Annotated in this window: 22 protein-coding genes and 1 tRNA gene; 19 read left to right on the forward strand and 4 right to left on the reverse strand. The window is 70.0% G+C overall.

Annotated elements, in window-relative coordinates; genetic code table 11:
• The first annotated feature begins 26 nt into the window (after positions 1-26).
• From ACIP4Y_RS27555 to ACIP4Y_RS27605, 11 genes are all read left to right on the forward strand, one after another.
• Entirely contained in the window at positions 27-581 is a 555-nt protein-coding gene (locus ACIP4Y_RS27555; RefSeq protein WP_401398318.1) for a hypothetical protein, read from the forward strand.
• 35 nt (positions 582-616) lie between these two features.
• Positions 617-1759, forward strand: coding sequence for a hypothetical protein (locus ACIP4Y_RS27560; protein ID WP_401398320.1), 1143 nt, complete (start codon positions 617-619; stop codon positions 1757-1759).
• 75 nt (positions 1760-1834) lie between these two features.
• Positions 1835-2671, forward strand: coding sequence for a hypothetical protein (locus tag ACIP4Y_RS27565; protein ID WP_361469583.1), 837 nt, complete (start codon positions 1835-1837; stop codon positions 2669-2671).
• Entirely contained in the window at positions 2658-5069 is a 2412-nt protein-coding gene (locus ACIP4Y_RS27570) for a hypothetical protein (protein WP_401398322.1), read from the forward strand. The genes ACIP4Y_RS27565 and ACIP4Y_RS27570 overlap by 14 nt, the downstream gene beginning before the upstream one ends.
• Positions 5062-5313, forward strand: a complete 252-nt coding sequence (locus ACIP4Y_RS27575; protein WP_401398324.1) for a hypothetical protein — start codon at positions 5062-5064, stop codon at positions 5311-5313. The genes ACIP4Y_RS27570 and ACIP4Y_RS27575 overlap by 8 nt, the downstream gene beginning before the upstream one ends.
• Positions 5310-5966, forward strand: coding sequence for a hypothetical protein (locus ACIP4Y_RS27580; RefSeq protein ID WP_401398326.1), 657 nt, complete (start codon positions 5310-5312; stop codon positions 5964-5966). Before ACIP4Y_RS27575 ends, ACIP4Y_RS27580 begins: the two co-directional genes overlap by 4 nt.
• A gap of 103 nt (positions 5967-6069) precedes the next feature.
• Positions 6070-6915 (forward strand): peptidoglycan-binding protein, encoded by an 846-nt coding sequence (locus tag ACIP4Y_RS27585; protein WP_401398327.1) that lies wholly within the window; start codon positions 6070-6072, stop codon positions 6913-6915.
• 53 nt (positions 6916-6968) lie between these two features.
• Positions 6969-7184: a hypothetical protein gene (locus ACIP4Y_RS27590; RefSeq protein WP_401398329.1), complete on the forward strand. Its 216-nt coding sequence runs from the start codon at positions 6969-6971 to the stop codon at positions 7182-7184.
• Positions 7181-7435, forward strand: coding sequence for a hypothetical protein (locus ACIP4Y_RS27595; RefSeq protein WP_358639620.1), 255 nt, complete (start codon positions 7181-7183; stop codon positions 7433-7435). The genes ACIP4Y_RS27590 and ACIP4Y_RS27595 overlap by 4 nt, the downstream gene beginning before the upstream one ends.
• 179 nt (positions 7436-7614) lie before the next feature.
• Positions 7615-9096, forward strand: a complete 1482-nt coding sequence (locus tag ACIP4Y_RS27600; RefSeq protein ID WP_401398331.1) for an FG-GAP and VCBS repeat-containing protein — start codon at positions 7615-7617, stop codon at positions 9094-9096.
• Between the two features lie 54 nt (positions 9097-9150).
• The gene (locus tag ACIP4Y_RS27605; protein WP_401398333.1) at positions 9151-10200 is read left to right on the forward strand and encodes a YIP1 family protein; all 1050 of its coding nucleotides are present in this window, start codon (positions 9151-9153) and stop codon (positions 10198-10200) included.
• Between the two features lie 70 nt (positions 10201-10270).
• Here ACIP4Y_RS27605 and ACIP4Y_RS27610 read toward each other — a convergent pair whose 3' ends face one another.
• The 3 genes from ACIP4Y_RS27610 to ACIP4Y_RS27620 all read right to left on the reverse strand — a co-directional run bounded on the left by ACIP4Y_RS27610 (position 10271) and on the right by ACIP4Y_RS27620 (position 11618).
• Positions 10271-10774, reverse strand: coding sequence for a phosphoribosyltransferase (locus ACIP4Y_RS27610; protein WP_181797374.1), 504 nt, complete (start codon positions 10772-10774; stop codon positions 10271-10273).
• A 13-nt stretch (positions 10775-10787) separates the two neighbouring features.
• Positions 10788-11363 (reverse strand): dCTP deaminase, encoded by a 576-nt coding sequence (dcd, locus tag ACIP4Y_RS27615; RefSeq protein ID WP_189295289.1) that lies wholly within the window; start codon positions 11361-11363, stop codon positions 10788-10790.
• 96 nt (positions 11364-11459) lie between these two features.
• Complete coding sequence (locus tag ACIP4Y_RS27620) at positions 11460-11618, reverse strand: hypothetical protein (RefSeq protein ID WP_401398335.1); 159 nt, start codon at positions 11616-11618, stop codon at positions 11460-11462.
• A 270-nt stretch (positions 11619-11888) separates the two neighbouring features.
• On the opposite strand from ACIP4Y_RS27620, the gene ACIP4Y_RS27625 reads away from it, so the two are divergent.
• Positions 11889-11962 (forward strand) — tRNA-Gly (locus tag ACIP4Y_RS27625).
• A 692-nt stretch (positions 11963-12654) separates the two neighbouring features.
• A complete protein-coding gene (locus tag ACIP4Y_RS27630) occupies positions 12655-14346 on the forward strand; it encodes an RICIN domain-containing protein (protein ID WP_401398337.1) in 1692 nt (563 codons plus the stop codon).
• Between the two features lie 223 nt (positions 14347-14569).
• On the opposite strand, the gene ACIP4Y_RS27635 is transcribed toward ACIP4Y_RS27630, so the two are convergent.
• Complete coding sequence (locus ACIP4Y_RS27635; RefSeq protein WP_401398339.1) at positions 14570-17017, reverse strand: non-reducing end alpha-L-arabinofuranosidase family hydrolase; 2448 nt, start codon at positions 17015-17017, stop codon at positions 14570-14572.
• A gap of 604 nt (positions 17018-17621) precedes the next feature.
• Between ACIP4Y_RS27635 and ACIP4Y_RS27640 the strand changes: the two genes are divergently transcribed.
• The 6 genes from ACIP4Y_RS27640 (at position 17622) to ACIP4Y_RS27665 (ending at position 26682) form a co-directional block, all read left to right on the forward strand.
• Complete coding sequence (locus tag ACIP4Y_RS27640; RefSeq protein WP_401398341.1) at positions 17622-19046, forward strand: non-reducing end alpha-L-arabinofuranosidase family hydrolase; 1425 nt, start codon at positions 17622-17624, stop codon at positions 19044-19046.
• 306 nt (positions 19047-19352) lie between these two features.
• Positions 19353-22007, forward strand: a complete 2655-nt coding sequence (locus ACIP4Y_RS27645) for an RICIN domain-containing protein (protein WP_401398343.1) — start codon at positions 19353-19355, stop codon at positions 22005-22007.
• A gap of 260 nt (positions 22008-22267) precedes the next feature.
• The gene (locus ACIP4Y_RS27650; RefSeq protein WP_401398345.1) at positions 22268-22789 is read left to right on the forward strand and encodes a hypothetical protein; all 522 of its coding nucleotides are present in this window, start codon (positions 22268-22270) and stop codon (positions 22787-22789) included.
• A 163-nt stretch (positions 22790-22952) separates the two neighbouring features.
• A complete protein-coding gene (locus ACIP4Y_RS27655) occupies positions 22953-23096 on the forward strand; it encodes a hypothetical protein (protein WP_401398347.1) in 144 nt (47 codons plus the stop codon).
• Entirely contained in the window at positions 23093-23260 is a 168-nt protein-coding gene (locus ACIP4Y_RS27660; RefSeq protein ID WP_401398349.1) for a hypothetical protein, read from the forward strand. Before ACIP4Y_RS27655 ends, ACIP4Y_RS27660 begins: the two co-directional genes overlap by 4 nt.
• Positions 23261-23562: 302 nt before the next feature.
• Entirely contained in the window at positions 23563-26682 is a 3120-nt protein-coding gene (locus ACIP4Y_RS27665) for an FG-GAP-like repeat-containing protein (protein ID WP_401398351.1), read from the forward strand.
• The last annotated feature ends 120 nt before the right edge of the window (positions 26683-26802 follow it).

Raw genomic sequence — 26802 nt, forward strand, 5'->3', positions numbered from 1 at the left:
CCCCAACCCCCAGATATGGGAGAATCATGCCGGAAAAGAAGACTGTTGACGAAAGGCTAAAGGACCTCGAGTCCAGCGTCCAGGAGTTCACAACCAAGTACGAACACGGATATGCGAAAGCGGAGAACGTAGGAGCGGCAGCCACGGCGACCGGCGCGTCCATCGAGGCTACTGGCGTTTCCGCAGAAGCGACGGCGTTCTCCGCCAGCCTTCGGCTCTGGGGCTACGACTGGGACCTGAAGGCGAAGTTGGAGGAAAACAAACTCCGCCGCCAGAAGAAGCACGCGGACAACCTCGATGCCCGGATCAAGGAGCTCAAGGCCGACCACGAGAAGTTCGTCCGCCGAATCGTCCCGATCATCAACCCGATCAACCGCCAGTTTCCAGAACTAAAGAACGATGTTGCCCGGGCGCTTACGAGGATCGACGGCCTCAGGGACAACCTCCGCGAATCCCGTGACGAGCTGCGCGAGGAACGGGAGGCCATCCGCCGGCTGCGGCACAACGCCCTCCAGGCGGAACCGACGCTCGAGTCCCTGCACCGGCACGTGCGCACGCTGGCAACGGTTCTCGGCGGCTGAACCGTGCCCACATCGTGGAAGATCAGGAGAACACCATGACTCTCGTCTCTTCGGTGAACAGCGCCGCGTCGAGCCTGGCCCGGCTGCGCAGCGGCATCAGCCAGACGGCGTCCGGCATGAAGCAGTTGCAGAACTCGATCACCGGCACGAACACCGCGGTCGCGAGGATCAAGTCCTCGGCCGGCGGAGCGACCTCCGGCATACAGGCCATCAAGGCGCCAGCGGGGCAGGCGGAAGCAGCGCTCGTCAAGGCCAAGGGCGGTGCCGACAAGCTCCACACCTCCCTCGGCAAGCTCAAGACCGCCGCGACCCAGGGCGGCGGGGGGCTCGACAAGGTGAAGTCGGCCTCGCGGGACGCCGACGGCGGGCTCGGCAAGGCGCGTACCGGGACCGACAAGCTCAAGTCCTCCTTCGACAAGCTCAAGGCCGCCGCCAAGGGGGCCCACGGCGAGCTGAAGAACGTCAAGAAGCAGTCGGACGCCGTCGAGAAGTCCGTCGGCAAGGCTGCGAAGAACGCCGACAAGGGCGGCAAGTCCATGGGCGGCCTCGGCAAGGGGCTCAAGGGCGCCTCGCTGGCGCAGAAGGGGCTGAACCTGGCGATGGCCGCCAACCCCTTCGGCCTGGTGATGACCCTGCTGACCCCGCTCATCGCGCAGTTCGTCAACATGGACAAGATCACCAAGCTGCTGCAGAAGGGCGTCTCGTACGCCATGAAGGCCATCGGCTCCGCGGTGGGCGGCCTGGTGCACAACGCCGGCCCCCTGCTGCGCGGCCTCGGCAACGCGATGCTCGCCCCGATGACCGGCCTCGCCAACGCCCTGAACGGCCTGCTCGGCGCGCTCGCCGGGATCCACATCAGCATCCCGGACTGGGTGCCGAAGTTCGGCGGCCGCTCCTTCGGCTTCCCCCGCCTGCACGTGCCGGTCCCGCACCTGGCCACCGGCGGTGTCGTCCAGGCCCGCCCCGGCGGCACGCTCGCCCTGCTCGGCGAGGCCGGCGAGAACGAGGCCGTCATCCCGCTGTCCAAGCTGGAGCGGATGCTCGGGCACGGCGGTGGTCTGCGCACCCTCGCCGCCGCGGTGGAACGGCTGGCCGACCGGCCCGTCGTCGTCCAGGTCGACTCGCAGGAGATCGCCCGCGCCGTGTTCCTCGGACAGCGGCAGCTGGCCCGGCGGTAGCACCACCCCGCAGAAGTACGCCTCCGGTCGACGGCTCACGCCCGTCGGCCTTTTTTCATGCCCTCAGGAGTCCTCATGGGAAACCTCTGGATCGGCCCGCCCGGGGCCATGACCGAGATCGACCAGGCCGCCAAGTCCTTCGACCGCAGCGCCGACCTGGGCGTCACCGAGTTCAAGTCGCTCGGCGGCCGGGTCACCGTCACCCGTAACCAGTCCCCCGTCCGCCGGCTGAAGCTGTCCTGGGACCTGCTCGCCCCGGCGCACGCGCGCGCCCTGGACCGCATCGCCCGCCGCGTCGACGGCCCCGGCCCGGTGTACGTCGTCGACCCCGCCGCCGGGAACGTGCTGAGCGCGTCCCAGGCCGCCGGTACCGGCGCCGCCGGCGCCACGGACATCACCGGCCTCGCCCAGTGGTTCAAGACCTCCGCGACCGGCACGGTCGCCGAGAGCGCCACCGCGCCCGGCACCTTCGTCTTCACCGCCGCCGACGCCAACAGCGCCCTGGGCTGGCGCCACACCAGCACCTTCGGCAACTTCCCCGTCTCGCCCGGCCTCCAGGTGTCCTTCCGCGCGCCCGCCGCCCTGGCCGCGCTCGGCACGCTCAGCGTCGGCATCGACTTCAAGAAGGCCGACGGGAGCTGGCTCGCCTCCGCGACAGCCACGGGTCCCTACGTCACCGGCACCGTCCCCGCGGGCGCCGTGTACGCCACCCCCACCGCCAAGCCGGGCACCGCCGGCACCTACGCGCTCGCCGGTGCCTGCTTCACGTACGGCGCGGTGGCGGAGTCCGGGGTCCCCGGTGACGGCCTGCCACCGATGTCGGTCACCGGCTACAGCGACACCCCGGGCCGCCCGCTGCCCTACCGCAGCATCGGCCTCGACCTCGTGGAGGTGTCCGGTGCAGCCGGCTGACGACACCACGGCCGCCGCCCTGTCCGCCGGCGAGCGGACCACCCGGCACCGCACCCGGCTCGGCGGCAAGGACGTCTCCGCGCAGGTGCAGTCCTGGCAGCTGGAGCGGTCGTACGCCACCGACCTGCCGGCCGCGATGCGCGCCTTCTCCGGCTCCTCCGCCGCCCAGTTGCAGCTGCAGCTGTCCGGCGCGGGCGGGCGGACGGCCCCGGAGCTGTACTCCCCGTGGGCCGCCCGGGCCACCGGCGACGTCGTGCGGCCCGGACAGTCCGTGGTCCACGAAGGCGGGGTCGGTGGCGCCCCGCTGCCCGCGTTCCGCGGCACGGTCCGTTCCCGCTCCGCCGCCTCCGGCAGCGACGCCGTCCAGATCACCGCGCTCGACGGGGCGGAGCGGCTGCGCGGCCCGGCCTGGCTGCCGAAGCCGTACGCCGGTTTCTACTCGAACCGGCCCGTCTCCTCGGCCACCTGGTGCGTCTCCGAACTGCTGCGCCAGGGAGGCATGTACGCCTGCCCGCCGCCCCGTTACCCGGACTTCGCCGACGGCAAGCCGCTGACCCTGGTGTACGCCACCCTGCACGGCGGGTTCAGCACCCCCTACGGCCAGCCGGAGGTCCTGCCCGACCCGGCGACGTACACCTTCAGCCGGGAGGGGGCGCCGCACGAGATGGCGCTGGTGCCCAAGCAGCCCCAGCTGCGGGCGACCTGGTTCCCGCGCAGCCGGGTCACCGTCCCCGGCAGCAAGCTCTTCGCCGAGGTGTGGGTCGACAACTCCGTCCGCTACGACAGCGACAGCGGCGACGACGGGATCGGCAACGGCGACAAGGTCGTCCTCCAGCTGGACCTGAACCGCAACGGCACGGACGTCGGCTTCCTGAAGCTCATCGTCAACTTCGCCGAGCGCTGGGTGCGCATCGTCTCCAACGACCTCGACTCCGTCTGGTACTTCGAGTGGACCTGGCCCGCGCTCAACCAGCGGGGCGCCTGGCACCTCGGCTTCTGGGTCGACACCACGAACGGCACCACCAGCGTCCACCCGACCGTGCAGCCCCGGCTCACCGCGCCGGACGGCTCCCAGCTCATCGGCGGCGAGGCGACCTTCACCAACCCGGAAGCCCTGCAGTACGCCTCCGAGCTGTACCAGGTGTCCCTCTTCACCGACCTGCCCACCGAGTGCCTGCAGGTCACCAGCGGGCTGCCGGCGATCCCGACGGCCACCGAGTTCTCGCACGCCGGCGCCTGGGCCTGGACGAAGAGCGTCGAACTGGACGACGTGGTCCTGCCGTTGTACGCGCTGCCCCGGGTCAGCGGCTCCCAGTGGGAGGTGCTCTCGCAGATCGCCAAGGCCAGCATGTCCACGGCCGAGATCGACGAGCGGGGCCTGTTCCGGTGGCGCAACCACACCCGGTTCGCCACCCGTCACACCACCCCCGACCTCACCCTCACCAGCACCCGGGAGATCGCCTCGCTGACCGCCACCGAGGAGATCGACGCGTGCCGCAACTACTGCGTCCAGCCGTACCGGGACTGGCGGAACGCCGGGTTCGACACGGGCGTGCGGACCCAGGACAGCGTGATCCGCACCCTGCCGGCCCGCTCGACGACCACGGTCAAGTACCTGTTGTCGAACGACGAGTACGACATCAGTCCACCCACCACCGACGACGACTCCGGCGTCACCGGCGGCAGCAACGTCCGCTTCGGCACGGCGCCGACGGGCGGCACCGCCGTCAAGGGCATGGTGGACATGCTCATCCGCCGGGAGGACGGTTACCTGGTCGTCCGGTACACCAACCGCGACACCCGGACGCTGTACACCGTCACCACCGACGGAAAGCCGTCCCTCGTCCTGGTCACGCTCAAGCCGAAGTCCGACCCCGTCGACCGGGTGGCCGTCGCCATGCTGGACGACCCGGCGAACGACCCGAACGGCGTCGCCAGCGAGAAGTACTACGGCCGCCAGGAGTACACCGCCGACAGCACCGACTGGATGCAGGACGCCGCCTCCGCCGCGGCCCTGGCGAAGGCGATGCGCACCGCGGGAGTGCTGCCCGTGCCGGTCATCGGTGACGTCGACGTGCTGTACGACCCGCGCATCCAGCTCGGGGACGTCGTCCGCGTCGTCGACGGCACCGGTGCCGCCCTCGACACCCTCGCCTGGGTCGTCGGCATCCGCACCGCGGCCACCGCGGACGGCGGCGTCCAGCAGACCCTGACCCTGCGCGGGGTCGAGCCGGGCGCCCTGCCGGCCGACTCCGGGCTGACCCCGGACGCACCGAGCAGCCCGGCGCCGGTGCGCTCGGTGACGTACGGGGCGGTCACGGCCGCCTACCCGAAGCTGTCGGATCTCACCGCGTCCGGTCTGACCTGGTCCGCGGTCAAGGAGGGAGCACGTGTCTGAGACCACCGTGGACCAGCCGCCGCCCGTCCCGGACGACACCCCCGGCGACCCGGTCGTGATCATGACGCCCGTCGAGGTCACCGTCACGCAGCTGCCACCCGAGGAGCCGCCCCCGCCGCCGGAGACCGACGAGGACGCCGTGGTCGCCGAAGCGCAGCCGGGCCCCGCCCCGGCCGTACCCGCCCCACCGCCGGACGGCGACCCGTCCGACCCCGACCTCAGTGAGGAGCCGAGCCCCGCATGACCGCCTACACCCCGCTCAGCGGCATCCCCTACCCCCAGCCCACCGACCCGGCGAACCTGCCCCAGCACCTGCAGAGCCTCGCCGAGACGGTCGACGCCCGGACCATCCTGCGCTACCCGAACGCCACCGCCCGCGACGCGGCCGTCACCACCCCGGCCGCCGGCATGGTCGCCTGGCTGTCCAGCCCGGGCCAGCTGACGTACTACACCGGCACCGCATGGCTGCCGGTGGCGGCGACACCGGTGTTCCTCTACAACAACGACGCCGGTACGACCACCTCGACCACCCCGGCCGAGACCCTCTCGGGCGCGACCGGCGACCCGCTGGTGGGCGCGTTCACCGCCCCGCCCAGCGGCAAGGTGATCATCACGGTGGGCGCCTGGATCAACTGCTCCATGGCCGCGTCCGGCTTCATGGGCGCGACCGTGAAGAAGCTCTCGGACAACTCGGTGTTCCTGGCGTCCTCCATCGACCGCGCCTGCTCGGTCTACAACACCGACCGCATCTCCGCGTCGAGCCAGTTCGTCGTCACCGGTCTCACCCCGGGCACGGCGTACTCGGCCACCCCGACGTACTGGTCCTCCGTGCCCGCCTCGGGCACCAACACGGTCGGCTACGACAACCGGTTCATCCGCGTGGACCCCGTCCTCTGACCTGCCGTACCTCCAGCCGTACCGAACACCCCGGAGCCCCGGTGCGCCGTGCCCGTCACGGCCACCGGGGCTCCGGCGTTCCCACCCCACGAAAGGGACTCCCATGGCGACACCCCTGTCCGCCTCCGCCTTCCGCGCCGCGCTGCGCGCCGAGGGCGTCAAGGCCGCCGAACACGGCACCTGGTCCACCCACAACCGCAACGCCATCGGCGCCTGGGGCCCGATGGCCGGCGTCATGCTCCACCACACGGTCGGCGCGAGCAGCGTCGACATCTGCCGTACCGGCCGCCCCGATCTGCCGGGCCCGCTGTGCATCGCGGTCATCGCCAAGGACGGCACGGCCCACCTGGTCGGCTACGGCCGCACCAACCACGCCGGCCGCGGCTCCCAGGCCGTCTACGAAGCCGTCCGCACCGGCACCGCCCTCCCCGCCCGGCCGGGCCCGGACGCCGTCGACGGCAACGCGCACTTCTACGGCTTCGAGATCGAGAACTGGGGCAACGGACGCGACCCCTACCCCGAGGTCCAGCTGTCGGCCGTGGAGAAGATCGCGGCGGCGATCTGCCGGGCGCACGGCTGGGGCGCGGACCGCGTGATCGGCCACAAGGAGTGGACGACCCGCAAGATCGACCCCAGCTTCTCCATGTCGTCGATGCGCGCCAGGATCGCCAAGCGGCTCGGCACGGGCACCGGCACGGACCCGTACGAGCCGTTCCCGGGCTCGGCGTTCTTCGTGCCCGGCCGCCACAGCGCTGTGATCACCGCGATGGGCCGGCGCCTGGTGGCCGAGGGCTGCGGCCGCTACATCCAGGGGCCGGGCCCCGACTGGACGGAGGCGGACCGCCGCTCGTACGCGGCCTGGCAGCGCAAGCTCGGCTACTCCGGCGCCGACGCGGACGGCATCCCGGGCCGCACGAGCTGGGCGAAGCTGCGCGTGCCGCGAGTGTGAGGGAGCCGACGAGAAGCACATGTCCGAGATCGACGAGAACGGAGCTGGCTGAGATGTCCGACTCGACCCGCAGGGCCGTCCGTACGGCGTTCCAGACCGTACTGGCGGTCGCGGCGGCCCTCCCGCTGCTGGCCGACGACGCCCGGCTGGCCGACCTGCCCGCGTTCGGCGCGCTGGTGACCGTGGCGACGGCGGTCAGCCGGCTGATGTCGGCGCCCGCCGTGGAGAACGCCCTGCCGGACTGGCTGCGCAAGGAGGAGTCACCATGACGGGCCACCCGGGCGAGGGGGTCGCCCTGGAGCTGGAGCGCCTGCGCCGCTCGGTGGACGTCGGCTTCGCCACCACCCGCGGTGACCTGGCCCTCCTCCTGCAGCGCGCCGACCAGACCGACAAGACCCTCGGCGACCACGAGGACCGCCTCGACGCCCTGGAGCGCACCCGCTGGCCCCTGCCGTCACTGGCCGCGGTCGTCTCGTGCACGGCCCTGGCGGTGGCCTTGTGGGAGGCGGCAGGCCGATGACCCGGCAGCGGCGGCAACATTTCCAGCACCCCGTACAACCCTTGCCGCGCCCCGGTGAGTCTCCTGATCGCCGACCGCCCGCGCACCGCGGAACAACCCGGGACGAACACGGGCGGACCGCACCCCATCGTCTGCGGACGCCCCGCCCGGGGCGTCCCCCGCATGCAGCAGGAGACCGCATGCACGCGTACTCCCGACTCGCCCTCGCGACGGCCGCGGCCGCCGCTGTGACGGGCGGTCTGCTCACCGCCGCCGCGACGCCGGCCACCGCCGCCGACTCCTCCAGGGTCGCCAGGGCCGACTTCAACGGCGACGGCATCGGTGACGTCGCCACCTCGGCCGCCACCGCCTACGTCAGCGGCCACAAGGACGCCGGCCAGGTCGTCGTCCTGTACGGCACGTCCACCGGCGTTTCCTCGGCCAAGCGCACCACCCTCAGCCAGAACTCCACCGGCGTCCCCGGCACCGCGGAGACCGGCGACCAGTTCGGCTACGACCTGGCGTACGCCGACTTCAACCACGACGGCTACGACGACCTCGCCGTCGGCACCCCGCACGAGAAGGTCGGCACCGACGCCAACGGCGGCGCCGTCACCCTCCTGTGGGGCTCCAGGAGCGGTCTGACCGGCAAGGGCGTGGAGATCCCCGACCCGGCCGCCGGCTCCCACGACTACTGGGGGCAGAACCTGGCCGCCGGCGACTTCGACGGCGACGGCAAGGCCGACCTGGCCGTCGGCAGCTCCGCCGCCACTCTCTACCTCTACAAGGGCGGCTTCGGCAGCACCGGCACCCCGGGCAGCCGCACCACCGTCAAGCCGCCCATCGAGTCGGGCACCAACGACTACCCGTACGGGCCGATGAACCTCACCGCCGGTGACGTCAACGGCGACGGCCGCACCGACCTCGTCGTCGACGGCTACGAGACGAAGACGTCGTCCCACTGGAACACCAACTACTGGCTGCCCGGCACCGCGAACGGCCTGAGCACCGCCTCCGCCAAGGCCCTCAAGTCCGGCATCGTCACCGGCATCGGCGACATCAACCGCGACGGCTTCGGCGACATCGTCACCGGTGCCTCCTGGGACAACAAGACCAGCGACGGCCACACCGTCCCGGACGCCGCCAAGGGCGGCCGGATCAGCGTCACCTACGGGTCCGCCTCCGGCCCGGCCACCGTCAAGGTCATCAACCAGGACACCGGCAACGTGCCCGGCAGCTCCGAGACGGGCGACGGCTTCGGCTGGGACCTCGACCTCGGCGACGTCAACGGCGACGGCTACCAGGACGTCGTCGTCAGCTCCCCGAACGAGGACATCGGCGGCGTCGCCAACACGGGCCAGGTCACCGTCCTGTACGGCTCCCGCGCCGGCGTGAACACCACCTCCGGCGCCCAGGCCTTCGCCCAGTCCACCGCGGGCGTCCCGGGCGGCGACGAGAAGAACGACCTCTTCGGCGCCGACGTCAAACTCGACGACGTCACCGGCGACGGGAAGGCCGACCTGGTGATCGGCTCCTACGAGAACGGCGGCGACGGCGCGATCACCTACCTGCCGTCCGACGGCAAGAAGATCACCACGTCCGGCTCGCGCGCCTTCGGCGCGAACACCGTGGGCGTCTCGACCTCGGGCAGCCCGCAGCTCGGGGCGGTCTTCGCGGACTGAGCACCCGCGATCCCCGAGGAACCCCGAGGCCGGCTGCTGACGGCCCCTTAGGGGATGTCACAGGTCGGCAGCAAAGCCGGGCCCGGACCACCGGGCCCGGCACATCGGCCCGCAGGACCAGGTACGTTCGATGACGTGGCTGGATTCAGGATCGGACGCGGGGGCCGGGACAACCGCACCCCCCAAGGACAGCAGGCGCAGCACGGACCGTCGTACGGGCGCGGGCACGGCCCGGCTCAGCCCGGAGGACCGTCGTACGGTCAGCCGCCGTACGGCCGGCCGGGCCCCTCGGGCGCCCCGGGCCCCTCGTACGGCTACCCGTCGGCGCCGCAGCCGCCGTACCCGCAGCAGGGACAGTCGTACGGACACCCGGGACCCGGCGACGACGGACCGGAGTACTTCGGCGACGGCGGCTACCCGGCCCCCGGGCACGGCGCGCACGACCCGTACGCGGCCAACAACCCGGGCCACACCCAGGCCTTCTCCATCGACGAGGCCGCCGGCTACACCCAGGGCTCGACGTACCACGCCGGCGCCGCCGCCGCGCCCGCCGCGCCGCTCGGGCCGCCCCTGCACTGGAAGGAACTGCTCAAGGGGATCATCCTGTCCCCGAACGAGACCTTCCTGCGCATGCGGGACTACACGATGTGGGCGCCCGCCCTCATCGTGACCTTCCTCTACGGCCTGCTCGCGGTCTTCGGCTTCGACGGCGCCCGCCAGGACGCGATCAGCGCGACGCTGTCCAACGCGGTGCCGATCGTGCTGATCACGGCCGTCGTGATGGTGCTCGGCCTGTTCGTCCTGGGTGTCGTCACCCACACCCTGGCCCGCCAGCTCGGCGGTGACGGCGCCTGGCAGCCCACGGTGGGCCTGTCCATGCTGATCACGGCCCTCACGGACGCGCCCCGCCTGGTCGTCGCCATGTTCTTCGGCGGCGACGCCGGCTTCGTCCAGCTCCTCGGCTGGGCCACCTGGATCGGCGCGGGCGCCCTGCTGACCCTGATGGTCTCCCGCTCCCACGATCTGCCCTGGCCGAAGGCGCTGGGCGCGTCGGCGATCCAGCTGGTCGCCCTGCTGTCGATCGTGAAGCTGGGCACGTTCTGATCCGTCGGCGCACACGGAAAGGGCCCCCGGCACGGCAGCCGGGGGCCCTTACGTGTGCGGCCGACGCTTCTCAGGCGTCCAGAACCTGCCCCGCCCGCTTCACCACCGGCGGCTCGACACTCCACGGGAAGTTGATCCAGTCGTCGGTCCGCTTCCACACGTACTCGCACTTCACGAGCGAGTGCGACTTCTCATAGACCACCGCGGAGCGCACCTCGGCGACGGTGTCGAGGCAGAAGTCGCGCACCAGCTTGAGCGTCTTGCCGGTGTCGGCGACGTCGTCGGTGATCAGCACCTTCTTGTCGGAGAAGTCGATCACGTTGGGGACGGGCGCGAGCATGACCGGCATCTCGAGGGTCGTCCCCACACCGGTGTAGAACTCCACGTTTACGAGGTGGATGTTCTTGCAGTCCAGGGCGTAGGCGAGCCCGCCCGCGACGAAGACCCCGCCCCGGGCGATGCTCAGCACGATGTCCGGCTCGTACCCGTCGTCGGCGATGGTCTGCGCCAGCTCGCGGATGGCGGTCCCGAACCGCTCGTAGGTCAGGTTCTCCCGCACGTCTGCGCTGCTCATGCTGTCGTCGCCCTCACACCTGGGTCCGATGGAAATTGAGGAAGGACCGCGAGGCGGTCGGCCCGCGCTGCCCCTGGTACCGGGAGCCGTAGCGCTCACTGCCGTACGGGTGCTCGGCGGGCGAGGTCAGCCGGAACATGCACAGCTGCCCGATCTTCATCCCCGGCCACAGCTTGATCGGGAGCGTGGCGAGGTTGGACAGCTCCAGGGTGACGTGCCCGCTGAACCCGGGGTCGATGAACCCGGCGGTGGAGTGCGTGACCAGCCCGAGCCGCCCGAGCGAACTCTTCCCCTCCAGCCGGGAGGCGAGATCGTCGGGCAGCGTGATCACCTCGTACGTGGAGGCGAGCACGAACTCCCCGGGGTGCAGGATGAACGGCTCGTCGCCCTCGGGCTCGACCAGCCGGGTCAGATCGGCCTGCTCGACGGAGGGGTCGATGTGCGGGTACCGGTGGTTCTCGAACACCCGGAAGTACCGGTCCAGCCGTACGTCGATGCTCGACGGCTGCACCATGGTTTCGTCATAGGGATCGATCCGTACCCGCCCGGCGTCGATCTCGGCCCGGATGTCCTTGTCTGAGAGAAGCACGTAGCGAGGATACGCAAGGCGCGCGGAGCCGTGGCAATCCCGACAACTCCGCGCGCCCGCTGTGACAGCCCGACTACAGTCGGTGCCCGCCGCTGGTCACCGCTTCTCCAGCACGACCGGCACGGCGCTGCGGAGCCGGGCACAGCGCGGGCACCGGACCAGGCGGCCGGGGCCCAGCCGCTCGGCCTGCTGCATCGGGAACGAAGCGGTGCTGAAGACGTGCCCGTCCGCGCATCGGACGACGGTGCGTTCCATCAAGTCCCTCAAGTCCCTTCCCCAAGAGCCGCGTCCGGCGTTGCTGCCCGGACGACAAAAGCCACATTACGGGATCAAAGAGACGACTCTCCACGTGGCACTCCGGCCCTCCGCGAGGCCTCCACGGTACGCCCCAACTCCGGCCGCCCGCAGCCGGATCCCACCCCTGAAACCGGCTCAGGCCCCCGGGATCCGAACACCGGAGGCCTGCGATGATGTAGAGTGAGCACCGTCCGGACACCGGCCCCTCGGGACCGCGTCCGTACTTACGCGGGTGTAGTTTAATGGTAGAACATCAGCTTCCCAAGCTGAGAGCGCGAGTTCGATTCTCGTCACCCGCTCCATGATTAAGGCCCAGGTCAGAGACCCGGGCCTTTTTGCTGTGGGGGTGATCAGCGGTCGCCTTTCCAGGCGGTCTACAAAGACCAGTGCCTCCCAGCGGTATCGATCAGCATCACCGCCGGCCTTGGGCCGGTGAGTGAGGCTCGTACGAGCCGACCAGCACGCCCATCTCGCACAGGATGCCCAGGGCGAGGGTGTCGGAGATGCCGGCGGTCACGGGTGGGGTCCAGGATGGTGGGCTTCTCGTTGGGCGGCCAGGTGGTCGCAAGCGCATCGGGCCCGATCTTGCTCAGGTCCCACAGGCTGCTGGATCGGCGGGCCCCCTGCCTGAGTGGGTCATCCACAGGGGTGTGGAAGGGCAGCACGGGAATGCCGTGGGCGTCGAAGGGGCTGGCGTCGAGGTAACGCAGACCACCGGTGCCGCACAGATAGCGGGTACTACCGGTGGCTAATTCTGTGGCTCTTCGCGGCAACCTTTTCAGCCTCTCGGACCACTCAGTGGTGTCCGGCCAAGTGGTCCGGGCAGATGCAATAGCTGAAAGAGAGCACAGACATGTCCCTGGAACGAGAGCACAGACATGTCCCCGGCCCACCCACGTCATCGGTGGCGTCCCGCGGCGGCGCGCGCGGTGGTCGCCCGAAGCATCGTGGCCGTCGGTTGCTCGCGCGTCGGGGTCTCTGGGCGGGTCTCGCCATGGTGGTCGTGGCCGGCTCGGCTGTCGTGGTCAGCCAGGCTTCGGCGGAGCAGAAAACCCTGGATCCGAAGAAGTGGTACGTGCTGGTCAACCGCAACAGCGGCAAGGTGCTGGACGATCGCGGCTCCGCCAAGAACGACGGCGCGGCGGTGGTGCAGTGGGCGCGCCACGGCGGGGCCAACCAGCAGTGGCGGTTCATCGACGCGGGTGACGGGTACTACCGGCTGCAGAACCGGACCTCCGGCAAGGTGCTGGACGACCTCGGCTGGTCGAAGTCCGCCGGCTCCGCCATCGTGCAGTGGAAAGACCTGAACGCCACCAACCAGCAGTTCAAACTGGCCAAGTCGTCGAACGGCTACGTGCGTTTGGTCAATCGCTTCAGTGGCATGGCTGTCGGTGTCCACAAGGCCGCCAAGGCCAACGGGGGCAACGTCGTCCAGAAGGACCGGGGCGGCGCCGATCAGCAGTGGCAACTCGTCCCGGCCGGGAGTGTCGGCGGCGCCGGTACGCCCACCGCGCCGGGCAGCGGCGTGCCCGCAAGCCCGACTCCGAGCGACACGCGACCGTCACCTTCGTCTTCGTCTTCGTCGCCCGCGGGCGGTGGCAGCAGCTCGGCGAAGCGGTTCATGGGCAGTGACAAGGTGATCATCGGCGGCTCGGTGTCCGACGCCTCGGCGACCGCCGCGCCGTTCGACGCGCGCTACGCCTATGTGCACAGCCAGCCCGCGCCCTCGTCGGACTACTACACCGCAGCGCGCTGCAAGGATGAGTGGTCGAGCTGGTGGGGCTGCTGGAACGGCAGCACCACGGCGCCCGGCACTTACGTGACCTGGCGGGACGACGTGGCGGCCAAGGCGACGTACAAGGGCAGCCCGCGTCCGCAGAAGATGCTCTGGACCTGGTACTCGTTGCGCGACCTCGGGGATGCGGCAGGCGAGGGCGACGGTCCGGGCGAGGTCAAGGCCATCAACCGGCTCGACCTGCTCACCCGGTACCTGAACGACTACCGTTTCTTCCTCCAGAAGATCGGCACGTCGCACGATGCGATCGACCTCGAGCCCGACTTCTGGGGCTACGTCCGGTCGCTCGGTGATCCGCACCAGGTTCCCGCACAGGTCTCGCGCGCGAATCCGAAGGATTGCGGATCGCAGGAGAACAGCGCCACCGGACTCGCCCAGTGCCTGATCTCGATGGCGCACAAGTACGCGCCGAACACCGCCGTGGGGCTGCACCTTTCCTGCTTCGACTGGGAGACCGCCCCGCAGGCTTGCGTCAAGGACTACGCGAACCTCGGGGCGAAGAACGCCGACTTCCTGGTCAGGGATGTGTCGGACCGCGACGCGGGCTGGTACGCACAGCCGGCCCACGGCGGCCGTGACACCTTCTGGACCGACCAGAAGGCCGCCGCCGCGCTGAAGTTCTACAAGACGATGGCCGAGTCCGTGGGCAAGCCGGTGGTCCTGTGGCAGATCCCGGTGGGCAACATGGCGCAGAACAACACCCGCAACCACTACAAGGACGACAAGGTGGACTGGTTCTTCGCACACATGGACCAGGTCGCGAACGCCCATGTCGCCGGCCTGTTCTTCGGTCCAGGGCAGGAGGAACAGACCACGGCCGAGTCCGACGGCGGAAACCTGATCAACAAGACGATCGCCTATCACAACTCGGGCGGTACAGCACTCAAGTAGGCGAAGCCGACGAATGCGCCCCCATCTCTTCGATGGGGGCGCATTTCGTCATCTTCGTCGGGCTGAGGACTTCTCCGGAAGGGGATGATCGTGCTGACCGGTGACGGCGGGGAAGGAGCCCACCCATCAGCCCGACAAGCCTCGCCGAGCCTCCGTTTGGTCCCCGGACGACTGGAACCCCAGCCGGCGCACGGCTGGGGTTCCTCGATGCGGTGAGTATCGGTCAGCGCTTCAGGGTGAGGATGCCGGGGCGGTACGGCAGGTTGTCGTAGGAGGTGTTCGGCGGTGTGTTGGGGGACTTGCCCTGGTACAGGAACTGCAGGTTGCAGGGGTCGATGGTCATGGTCTGGTCGGGGTTGGTGCGGACCAGGTCGCCGTGGCTGATGTCGTTGGTCCAGGTGGCGCCGCTGTTGGCCTTGCCGGCGAAGGGGTTGGACTCGGTGGCGGCCTGCGGGGTCCACGGACCGTTCAGGCTGGTGGCGGTGAAGGAGCGGAAGTAGCGCTGCTCGCTCGCCCCGCGAGCCTCGACGATCATGAGGTACTGGTTCTGGCCCTGGACCTTGTAGACCTGCGGTGCCTCGAAGAGGTTCTTGACCGTGTCGCTCATGACGGTCGTGTACGACGAGCCGAAGCTGCCGGGGAAGTTGCCGATCGGCATGGTCGACTTGTAGATCTTGCCGTTGTCACCGGCGAAGAACAGGTGGATGTTCTTGTCGTCGGCGATCAGGGTCTGGTCGATCGGGCCGGTGGGGGAGTCGGTGCGGGGGATGCTGCCGGTGAACAGCGGCTGCGGCGCGGACCAGCCGTTGGGGTCGGTGGGGTCGCTGGAGGTGCGGTAGCTGAAGGGCCACGGACCCCACTGGTACGCCAGCACCCAGATCTTCTTGGGCGCGAAGTAGAACAGCGTGGGTGCCACCGCCTTCTGGTTCATGCCGGTCTGGCGGGCCGACGCCATGTCCGACCAGTTCGTGAAGGGGCTGAACGCCATCGAGCCGTAGGCCGATCCCGAGTAGTTCGACCCGTAGACCAGGTGCTTGCCGTTGTAGGTCGCGGTGGTGAAGTCCTTCAGTGAGGCCCACCCGTTCGCCGGCTGCGCCAGCGCGCCCGTCGAGGTCCACCGGTACGTCGACGGAAGAGCACACGTGGCGCTCTTCGGCGCCGCGGTCGGCTGGAAGTTCCAGCGCTGGTTGGCGCCGCTGCCGTTGGTGTCCCAGATCTGGACGGGCGTGCCGTTGGCGGTCCGACCGCCGGGGATCTCCAGCGCCCGGCCGCTGGCGACGTTGGTGAGTGTGTAGGAGCCGTCGCTGTTCCGGTGGGCCTTCCAGTGCTGGTGGGCGCCGCCGTTGGCGTCCCAGACCGTCATCCTCGTCCCGTTGGCCGTCCGGTTGGCCGGCTCGTCCAGTACCCGGCCGCTGGCGATGTTGGTCAGGGTGTAGGAGCCGTCGCTGTTCCGGTTGGCCCGCCACTGCTGGTTGGCGGCGCCGCTGGCGTCCCACACTTGGAGCGGGGTGCCGTTGCCGTTCTGTCCCGCGGGCTCGTCGAGAACGCGCCCGGCGGCCGCGTTGGAGAGCGTGTAGACGGTGCCGGAGGTGATGCCCCCGGCCTGTGTGCCGCCGCTGCCGGTGCTGCCCAGGGCGGTGAGCACGGCGCTGTAGGCGGGCTTCTTGTTGCCGCCCGCGTCGAACAGCAGCGCGTTCTCACCGGTGCGCCAGGAGTCGCTGTCGCGGATGCCCCACACCGTGATGCCCGTGCAGCGAGCGACGTTCATGCACGCCTGGACGGCGTTGGTGTACGCGGTGGCGGACGCCTGGGCGATGTCGAGCTCGGTGATCTGCACGTCCACGCCGAGCGCGGCGAAGTTGGACAGGGTGGCCTGGAAGCTGGCGGGCGGGCCGCCGGCGGCGAAGTGGCTCTGGAAGCCGACGCAGTCGATGGGCACGCCGCGGGACTTGAAGTCCTTGACCATGCGGTAGACGCCCTGGGTCTTGGCGTCGGACCAGTTCTCGATGTTGTAGTCGTTGTAGCAGAGCTTGGCGGAGGGGTCGGCGTTCCGGGCGGTGCGGAAGGCCTCCTCGATGAAGCCGTTGCCCAGTACGTCCTGGAACACGGAGCTACGGTGCCGGCCGCTGCCGCCGTCGGCGAAGGCCTCGTTGACCACGTCCCAGGCGTAGATCTTGCCCTTGTAGTGGGTCATCTCCTGGGTGATGTGGTTCTTCATCACAGTACGCAGGGTGTTGGCGTCGGTGATGGACTTGACCCAGCCGGGCAGTTGGGAGTGCCAGACCAAGGTGTGGCCGCGCAGGCGCTGGCCGTGCGCGGAGGCGTGGCTGACGATCGAGTCGGCGGCGGCGAAGGTGAACGACCCGCGGGAGGGTTCGATGGCGTCCCACTTCATCTCGTTCTCCGGGGTGATCATCTTGAATTCCCGGTCGAGAATGGCGGAGTACGTGGAGTCGCCGAGCTTGCCCGCGGCCACTGCCGTGCCGAAGTAACGGCCGCTGCCGGCCGCCGCGTCGGCGGCAGTGGTCGGTGTCGGGGCCTCCGGCGTGCGTGCGGCCAGGGCGACCAGTGGTACGGCGGCACCCGCGGCGGCGAGGACAACGGAGGCGGCGAGCACGCGGCGGGTGGCCGGACGGCGACGATGAGAGCGGTTCTGATCTGACAACGGCATGTCCTTCTGGCACAGCGGGCCCTGATCCGGCCCCGGTCACCCCCCAGTTGCCGCCACGCACACAAAGGTTGCCGCGATCGAGGGAAGAACGGGCAGGCGTGGGGCCCCGCCAGGCAGGACCTGGCGGGAGTTTGCGTACGCGTCCGTGACGTCACGTCAGCATCTGATCTCCGCACGCGGCAGCCCATGCATGGTTGTACCGCCAGAAGCGTCGGCCTCCCCCCTTCCGAGGCCCGTGCCCTCCGCGTGCCCGTAAGAGCGGAAAACAGCGGTCAAAGGCGGTGCGGTCCGCCCCTCACAACCACCTCGGAGGGAAGGTACCTACGCAGGTCAAAGCAGAGGAGCCCGCCCAAGCGCCGTCGCTTCCCGAGCTGAGAGCGCGAGTTCGATTCTCGTCACCCGCTCCAGTGTGAAGGCCCAGGTCAGAGACCTGGGCCATGATTTCGGCTCGCACATTGTGTGAGAGGCATTGACGCTGTTCAGCTGATCCCTATGATCCAGTCTGCCCGACATCTCGATCCTTGTTCGTTATACCGAACACACCTCATATCGCGGTCCGCACAACCAACCCGGAAACCACTCACTCGAGGAATACGAGGTCTCCATGCGCAGACGTAGTTTCCGCCGCAGACATCTGTCCCCGGTGCTCGCCGCCGCGGTCGCGGCCATGGTCTGGTTAACGGCGATGCTCGTCGCCAACCCGGCCCAGGCGGCCACCAGTGGCGCCTTGCGCGGTGTCGGTTCCGGCCGGTGCCTCGATGTGCCGGGCGCCGGCCAGACCGACGGCACGTTCCTCCAGATCTGGGACTGCACCGGCGCGGCCAACCAGCAGTGGACACTGACGGACAGCAACCAGCTGACCGTGTACGGCAACAAGTGCCTGGATGTCCCGAACCACGCCACCACGGCCGGTACCCGGGTGCAGATCTGGAGCTGTAACGGCGGCGCGAACCAGCGGTGGCGGGTGAACACCGACGGCACGATCGTCGGCGTGGAGTCCGGGCTGTGCCTGGACGTCTCGGGGGGCGGGACGGCCAACGGCACGGCGGTGCAGATCTGGAACTGCGTCGGCGCCGGCAACCAGAAGTGGACCGGCCTGTCCGGGGCGGGCCCCACGTGTTCTCTTCCGTCGGCCTACCGGTGGACCTCGACGGGTCCGCTGGCGCAGCCGGCGAACGGGTGGGTCGCGCTGAAGGACTTCACCACCACGACGTACAACGGGAAGCACCTGGTCTACGCGACGGCCTCTGACGGTTCCTCGTGGAAATCGATGGGGTTCAGTCCCTTCACGAACTGGTCGGACATGGCGACGGCCACCCAGACCGGAATGAGCCAAGGCGCGGTAGCACCCCAACTTTTCTACTTCGCGCCCAAGAAGACCTGGGTGCTGGCCTCACTGGGATGGGGTACCGCCTGGCCCTTCACCTACCGCACGTCCAGCGACCCCACCAACGCCAACGGCTGGTCCGCGCCGCAGCCGCTGTTCACCGGCAGCCTCCCCACCGGCACCCCGATCGACCCGACCCTGATCGCCGACGACCAGAACATGTACCTGTTCTTCGCCGGTGACAACGGCAGCATCTACAAGTCGACCATGCCGATCGGGAACTTCCCGGCCAGCTTCGGCTCCTCGTACACCACGGTCATGAGCGACACGGTGAAGAACCTGTTCGAGGCTCCGCAGGTCTACAAGGTCCAGGGCCAGAACCAGTACCTCATGATCGTTGAGGCTCGGGGTGCGACCGAGCAGCGCTTCTTCCGCTCGTTCACGGCCTCCGGCCTGAACGGTCCGTGGACCCCGCAGGCCGCCACCGAGAGCAACCCCTTCGCGGGCAAGGCCAACAGCGGTGCGACCTGGACCAACGACATCAGCCACGGTGACCTGGTCCGCGACAACCCCGACCAGACCATGACCATCGACCCCTGCAACCTGCAGCTCCTCTACCAGGGCTACGACCCCAGCACCCCGAAGGACACTCCCTACATCCGACTGCCGTACCGGCCGGGCGTGCTCACCCTGCAGCGCTGACCTTGCTGACCGATACGCACCGCCCCGAGGAACCCCAGCCGCGCGTCGGCTGGGGTTCCTCTCTTTGCTTGCCGGCCGTGGTGTGCCGTGCATCGGGCGAACGACCCGACACCCACGAGCAGGTGCAGGTCTCGTACGACGGCGGGCGCACCTGGAAGAACACGGCACCACGAGGTGACCGGAAAAGGTTCCCGGCTCGAGGCAACCCTTTGCGGAGCCTGTGACCACAAGGGATCGGACGAGCCAGTTGCGGTGTCTGGATCCGCCCGCCTCTGCTGAGAGCTAGGCAAGGAGCACATCTCCCCCATGAACATCCCCACGAACGGCGGGCGCCGCGGGCGTCACCGCCGGCGCTGGACCGCGACCGGTCTGCTGCTCGGCGTACCCGCCATCGTCGTGCCGTACCTCCTGTTCGTGCAGGAGGACTCGCAGGCCGCGACGGTCGACGGCAATGCCTACTACTGCCTGGTCTCCGTGCGCAGCGGCAAGGCGTTGGACGTCGACGGCTTCTCCACCGCCGACGGCACCCGCATCCAGCAGTGGACCGACCAGAACACCGCCAACCAGCAGTGGAGGCTGAGACCCACCGGGGACGGCTACTACGAGCTGGTGAACCGCAACAGCGGCAAAGTGCTGGGCATTACGGGCGGTTCGACCGTCAAGGGGGCCGTCGCCGAGCAGCAGACCGACAGCTCCTCCCCCTCGCAGGAGTGGAAGATCGAGGAGGTGGGCGGCTCCGACGCGGTCACCTTCACCTCCCGCAGGAGCGGCCAGGTCCTGGACGTCGCCGGGGGCTCCACGGCCGACGGCGCGGCAGTCGTCCAGTATCCCGGCAGGGGCAGCACCAACCAGCAGTGGAAACTGGTGAAAGCGGCCGAGAGCCGGACGGCCGGGACCGGCGGGGCGCGGACCACGGCCGCGGCCGGACCGTACCGGTGGAAGAACACCCAGGTGGTGGGCGGCGGTTACGTCACCGGGCTGGTGTTCAACCCGCGGGAGAAGGGCCTGCTGTACGCCCGTACCGACATGGGTGGCGCCTACCGCTGGGACACCGGAGCCGAGCAGTGGATCCCGCTGACCGACTGGATCGGCGAGCAGGACTGGAACCTGCTGGGCATCGACTCGCTGGCCACCGACCCCGTCGACCCCAAGCGGCTCTACCTCGGGGCGGGCACCTACACCAACCAGTGGGCCGGCAACGGCGCGATCCTGCGCTCCACCGACCGGGGCCGCACCTTCAAGCGCACCAACCTGCCCTTCAAGCTGGGCGCCAACGAGGACGGCCGCGGGGCGGGGGAACGGCTCGTGATCGACGCCGCGGACCATCGCAGCCTGCTGCTGGGCACCCGCAAGAACGGACTGTGGCGCAGTACCGACTACGGCACGACCTGGCGCCAGGTCTCCTCGTTCCCCGTCAAGGACGGGGCGAGCAGCGGCGCGGGCATCTCCTTCGTGACGTACGGCCCGGCCGGCAGCAGGACGGTCTACGTCGGCGTCGCCGACAGGTCCGTCTCCCTGTACCGCTCCACCGACGGCGGCAGCACTTGGCAGGCCGTCTCCGGTCAGCCCACCGGCCAGCTGCCGCAGCACGGCGTGGTCTCCGGTGACGGCTCGCTGTACCTGACGTACACCGACAACCTCGGGCCCAACGGTGTGACGGCGGGCTCGGTGTGGAAGTACACGCCGGGCAGCGGGGCGTGGAAGAACATCTCCCCCTCCCGGGGCTCGTACGGGTTCTCCGGTCTGGCCGTCGACCCGCGCAAGCCGTCCACGGTGATGGTCACCACCCTCGATCGCTGGTGGCCCGAGGACGAGATCTACCGGACCACCGACGGCGGTACGACCTGGAAGACGCTGGCCTCGAGGTCGGTGCGGGACGCCTCCGCCGCTCCTTACGTCGGCACCCATACCGGGCACTGGATGACCGCCCTGGCCATCGACCCCTTCGCCTCCGGGCACGTGCTGTACGGCACCGGCAACGGCATCTGGCGCAGCAAGGACGCCAATGCCTCCGACAGCGGCGGCACCAGCCACTGGAGCGTGGGGGCCAGAGGGCTGGAGGAGACCGCGCTGGCGGACGCGATCGCCCCGCCCGGCGGCGCCACCGTCATCACGTCGATGGGCGACCAGGGCGGTTTCCGCCACGGCTCCCTGACCGAGGTGCCCGCCGGGCGCCTGAAGAACCCCCTGATGAGCAACAGCAGCGACATCGATTTCGCCCAGTCCGAGCCCTCGATGATGGTCCGTGTCGGCCGTGGCGGCGCACAGGACGGCGCCTACTCCACCGACGGCGGCAGCAGCTGGAAGGGCTTCCCGGCAGAGCCGGTGGCCGGCGCCGACAGCGGCCATGTCGCGGTCGCGGCGGACGGCTCCGCCATCGTCTGGACGGAGGCCGGCCAGGCCCCGTACCGCTCGACCGACAAGGGCGCGAGCTGGTCGAAGGTCAGCGGCCTGGGCACCGGTGCCGTGGTCGTCGCCGACCGCTCCTCGGCCAGGACCTTCTACTCACTGGCCGACGGCACGCTCTACGCCAGCACCGACGGCGGCGCGAGCTTCACCGCCCGCGCCGCCAACCTGCCCACCGACGGCCGGCTCTCGGCCGTCCCCGGCGTCGCCGGGGACCTCTGGATCGCCGGCGGCGCCAAGGGGCTGCTGCACTCCACCGACGGCGGCCGTACCTTCACCACGCTCCGGACGGTGCAGTCGGCCTCCGCCCTCGGCTTCGGCAAGGCCAAGCCGGGCACCTCCTACCAGGCCCTCTACCTGATCGGCACCGTCAAGAACGTCACCGGAGTCTTCCGCTCCACCGACAAGGGCGCCACCTGGCTCCGCATCAACGACGACGCCCACCAGTGGGGCAGCATCGGCGCCGTCGGCATCATCACCGGCGACCCCGACACCTACGGCCGCGTCTACATCGGCACCAACGGACGCGGCCTCCAGTACGGCGACCCGTCCTGACACAGGCGCCCCAGCGAGGCCGCAGGCGCCAACAGCCTGCGGCCCCGCCAGGGCCGAGACCTCGCCCGGCGTGGACCGTGTCACTTCCCCGGCAGGGCGCCCGGCACCGCTCAGAGGCTCGACGGTGAAGAAGTTGTACGTCATGACGGATAGGTCCCGTTGTAGATGTCCAAAGCCTTCTGCACAGCCTGTGGGGCGCTGGCCGGCGCACGACAAGTTGTGGCCGTGCGGTGGGCAACGTCCGTGACCACACTGGAATCATGGAAGACCGGGCTACCCCGCAAGCCGCGGCCGGGCCCCAGGCGGACGCTGCCGAGGGGCGCGAGTACACGGGGGCCGTGTACGGCTCGCTGCTCGCGGCCTCGGTGGTGGTCGGAGCGGGCTCACTCGGTTCCGCTCCCCGGCTTGAACTCGTTCTCCTGCTGCTGTGCACCGGGGCCGTGTCCTGGGCGAGCCGCGTGTACGGCCGGCTGTTCAAACAGCGGATCACTGGCGGGTCCCTGGGCGGGAAGGAGGTCCGTGGAGCGTGTACGGACGAGTGGCCCGTCATCATGGCGGCCGTGCCGCCGGCCGTGGCAGTCGCTGTCACTCCCCTGCTGGGCATCGGTCCGAAAGGGGCGGTGTGGCTGGCCCTCGGGGTGGCGCTGGCCGGTCATGTCGGCTGGTCCACGGTCGCCGCCCGCAGCGCGGGGGCCACAGGCCGCGCGGTGCTGATCGCGGGGGCGGTCAACCTGGTGCTCGGCCTCGTTGTCGTCGTCTTCAAGGTCGCCAGCAAGCGTTGACGCCGTAGCGGCCCGAGCCGTTGATCAGCCCGACCGCTCAGCGGGCGCACCCGCTGGAAGTGGTCCGTCCCGGCCTTCGGAACACGGGAGGAGCAGACATGGAGATCAAGCCGCAGGCGGCCGTCATCCCCAAGGAGACCGAGCACATGAGGGAAGCCTCCTGATGGAGACCCTGCACCTGGTGCTCAACGCCGTCACCGTCATCTTCATCGCGGCCACCATGTTCGCCGCCGGCCTGGGCACCACCGTGCCCCGCTCCTCGGCTGGGGCATCGGTGCGCTGTTCGGCCTCCCCTCCGCCTCCTTGATCGTGCTCATCCTGGTCGCCTCCTCCCCGGGCGAACCCTTCGGGGCGAAACTCGCCATGGTGCAGAGCGGTGACGTCGTCGGCGGCGCGGCGATGCAGGTGCTGCTCGCCTCCGTCGGCAGCATCACCTGCTCCAGCTCGTACCGTTCGCCATCGGCCTGCTGACACCCCACTACGCCGAGCCCACCGCAAGGTCGTGGCACCCGGCGGCAGCGACCGTCTCGAACGTCACGTTCCTGATCGTGCTGGCGGGCATGCTTCTCGGCAACTGGCGGGGAGTCGTCGCGCTCCTGGGCTCCCTCGCCCTCCTGGCCGGGTTCCTGCTCTACTGCGTACGGGCCGGCGGCCATGGCCGCGACGGTGACCGTGCGCGAGCACCCCCTTGCCGTCACCACCCCTTGGTAAGGGTCGGGTAAGATCCGGCCACTTGTGCGAGGGCGCGGACCCTCGTAAGGGAGGGAACATACGTGGGCAGACACGCCCTGAGACGGGGCGGGCTGACCGCCGCCGTCTCCTCGCTCGCGGTCGCCGTCGTGGCCGGGTCCGTCGTCGTCCTGTCGCAGGGCGGCGGCTCCGCGCAAGCGGCCGAGGCCGACACCACCGCGATCACGCTGGTCGACCCCGGCTCCACCACACCACGCACCGACCGCCCGTACGCCGCGGGCCACGCCGGCTTCCTGCACCGGCAGACCGGCCGGACCGGACTGCTGTGGACCGACTACGCGACCGGCAAGACCGTGACCGTGAAGAACGCCGACGGCGTCTATACCCCGGGCACCGGCTGCACGTACATCGGCTCCGAGTGCCGTGACGCCTGGTACGGCTCGGACGGCGACCTGGTCGCTCTGCCGACCACGGCCAACGACGCGTACGCCACCCTGTGGGATCCGACGACGGCCACCTCCAAGAAGGTGAGCTGGAACGGCTCCATCCAGTACGGCCAGGGCTACTACCGGGCCCTCGCCGGCGACACGATCGTCACCACCCATTCCCTGATCGACAAGGTCGACGGCGAGTGGCGCACCCGCAAGGTCACCGGCGACGCGACGAGCGTGGGGAGCGAGGACGTCCTCGCGGCGGACTCCGCCGGTGTGCTCTGGTCGGTCGACACCGGCCGGATCGGCTACATCGACGTCGCCTCGGCCGTGAACACCTACGCGTTCACCGACGCCACCTACGCCTCGCACTACGTGATGAGCGAGGACCGCATCGGCTGGTACCAGGCCGGCACCGCCGAGCTGCACCTGAAGTCCCGCACCGACCTCACCGCCGCCGAGCAGGTCGTCACGCTGCCCACCAACCCGGGCACGCTCGACGGCGACCCGGTCCTGGTCGGCGACTGGCTGCTGCTGCCGCTGTCCTCCAGGTCGCTCGGCTCCCAGCTGCTCGCGGTCAACGTCGACGATCCCTCGGTGCAGCAGACCCTGCTGGCGAGCGCCGGCGAGTACACGCTGGCGGCCGGTGACGGCAGTGCGCTGGTCACCGGCGGCACCGACGCCGCCGACTGGTGGGTGCGGCGGGTGCGCCAGGCCGAGGACGGCACGCTGAAGCTGGAGAAGGTCCAGCAGGCCCCGGCGGTGGAGAACGCCAAGACGGGCATCGCGCTCAGCCGCGGCAGCCTGCGTGTCGCCGAGGACGACCCGAACGCCACCGCGGACACCACGTCCGTGCGCACCCTCACCACCGATGGCTCCGCCACGCTGACGGCGTCCGAGGCCACGGCGAGCGGTTCGGTCTACGCCGCCCTCTGCCCGTACGAGGGCACCACGTGCTCGGCGCTGTGGGGGAACCTCGACGCCCGGGACGTCTACCTCGACTCGAACGGCGGCACCGACGAGGGCGAGAGCCTCGGCGATGACCGGCTGGTGGAGATCGGCGGCCACTATCTGGACTTCGGCAGCCGGGGCGGCCGAATCGTCGACGTCTCCGACGACTACGCCGTCTTCGACTCCGGCGGCACCAGCCCGGTGCAGTACATCGGCGAGTTCGGCCAGGGCGAGAAGCTGAAGCGGTCCGTGCGCGCCGCCGCCCTGAACGGCTCCACCCTCTGGAGCGCCACCAGCACCGCCGGCACGCTCACCTCGTACGGCATCCCGCAGAAGAAGACGCTCACCACGGTGACCGTCCCGGGCCTGGCCTGCGTGCCGAGCGAACTCCAGGCGGCCGGACGCTGGGTGTACTGGGCCTGCGGGACGGACTCGGCGGGCGTGTACGACACCAAGGCCGGTACGTCGACGGCGGTCACCCCCGGTGACGTCCTCCTCGGCGACGGCTTCACCGTCCGCCACGACCATGGCGCGGGCACGCTGGTCCTCACCGAGGCGGCCACCGGCACCACGCGCACGATCGCCTCCGACCTGGCCGACAAGGGCCTGACCGTGGACCGCCGTTACCGCTGGACGGTCGACGAGTACACCGGCCTGGTCGCCTGGTTCGACGACTACGAGCGCACCCACGTCACCACCACGGGCATCGCCCCGTCCGCCGTGACGGCCTTCGAGACGTCGGTCGGCGACTACGTGGCCCCGGGGGTGTCGTTCCAGGGCACCTGGGTGCTGTCCCGCCCGGCCACCTCCTGGTCGCTCACCTTCACCTCGGTCCAGAGCGGCGCGAACGGCAAGGCCACCCGCACGCTCACCGGGGGCGCGACCGCGGGCCGGGTGACGGCGACCTGGAACGGCAGGACGGCCAGCGGAAGTTACTTCCCCAACGGCCACTTCACCTGGACCCTGAAGGCGACCGGCCTCGGCACCGCCACGCCGAACACGGTGACCAGCGGCGAGGGCTACCTGCAGCGCGGAGCCGCGGTGCGCCGCGACTTCGTCAGCCCCGAGGGCCCGGACGGCCGCGGCGACCTGCTCACCCTGAACTCGTCGGGCGGGCTGACCTTCCACAGCGGGACGGGGACGGGCAAGTTCGGCGACACGTACACGGGCACCGGCTGGCCCACGACCATCATGGCGATCCCCTTCGGCGACCTCAGCGGCGACCGCTGCAACGACGTCCTCGTCCGTTACAGCAGCGGTGCGCTGCGGCTGTACAAGCCGGGCTGCGGGGCGGCGGTCAAGCCGTCGACGTCGTACACGACCCTCGCGACCAGCGGCTGGACGCAGTACAACGCGCTCACCTCGCCAGGCGACGTGAGCGGTGACGGACGCCCGGACCTGATCGCGAGGAACTCGTCCACCGGAGCGGTCTACCTCTACAAGGGGACGAGCGACGGCAAGCTCGCCTCCCGCGTCAAGCTCTACGACAACTGGAAGGGCTACAAGAAGATCGTCGGCACCGGTGACATCACCGGGGACGGCAAGGCCGACCTCCTGGCCCAGGACACGTCCAACAACCTCTACCGCTACGACGGCAAGGGCAACGGCACGTTCGCGGCCCGCGTCAAGGTGCTGTCGGACTGGGGCGGCTCGTACAACGCGGTCGTCGGGGTCGGCGACATCACGGACGACGGCAGGCCGGACCTGGTCTCCCGCGACACCAGTGGCAACGTGTGGCGCAACAGCGGGGACGGGAAGGGCACGTTCGGTCCGCGGGTGCGGATCGCGAGCGGCTGGAGCGGCTACAAGGTCCTCTCGTAGTCGGTGATTCGATCCTCCAAAGGCGCCCGGAGACCGGATGTCACCGGGCGCCTTCACACGTCCCGCGGGAAGCCGGCGGACTGGTCGAGGCGGAACGCGGCGCCCGGAGCCGTCGGTCAA

The organism is Streptomyces sp. NPDC088810 (assembly GCF_044750305.1).
In the GTDB taxonomy this organism is placed as follows: domain Bacteria; phylum Actinomycetota; class Actinomycetes; order Streptomycetales; family Streptomycetaceae; genus Streptomyces.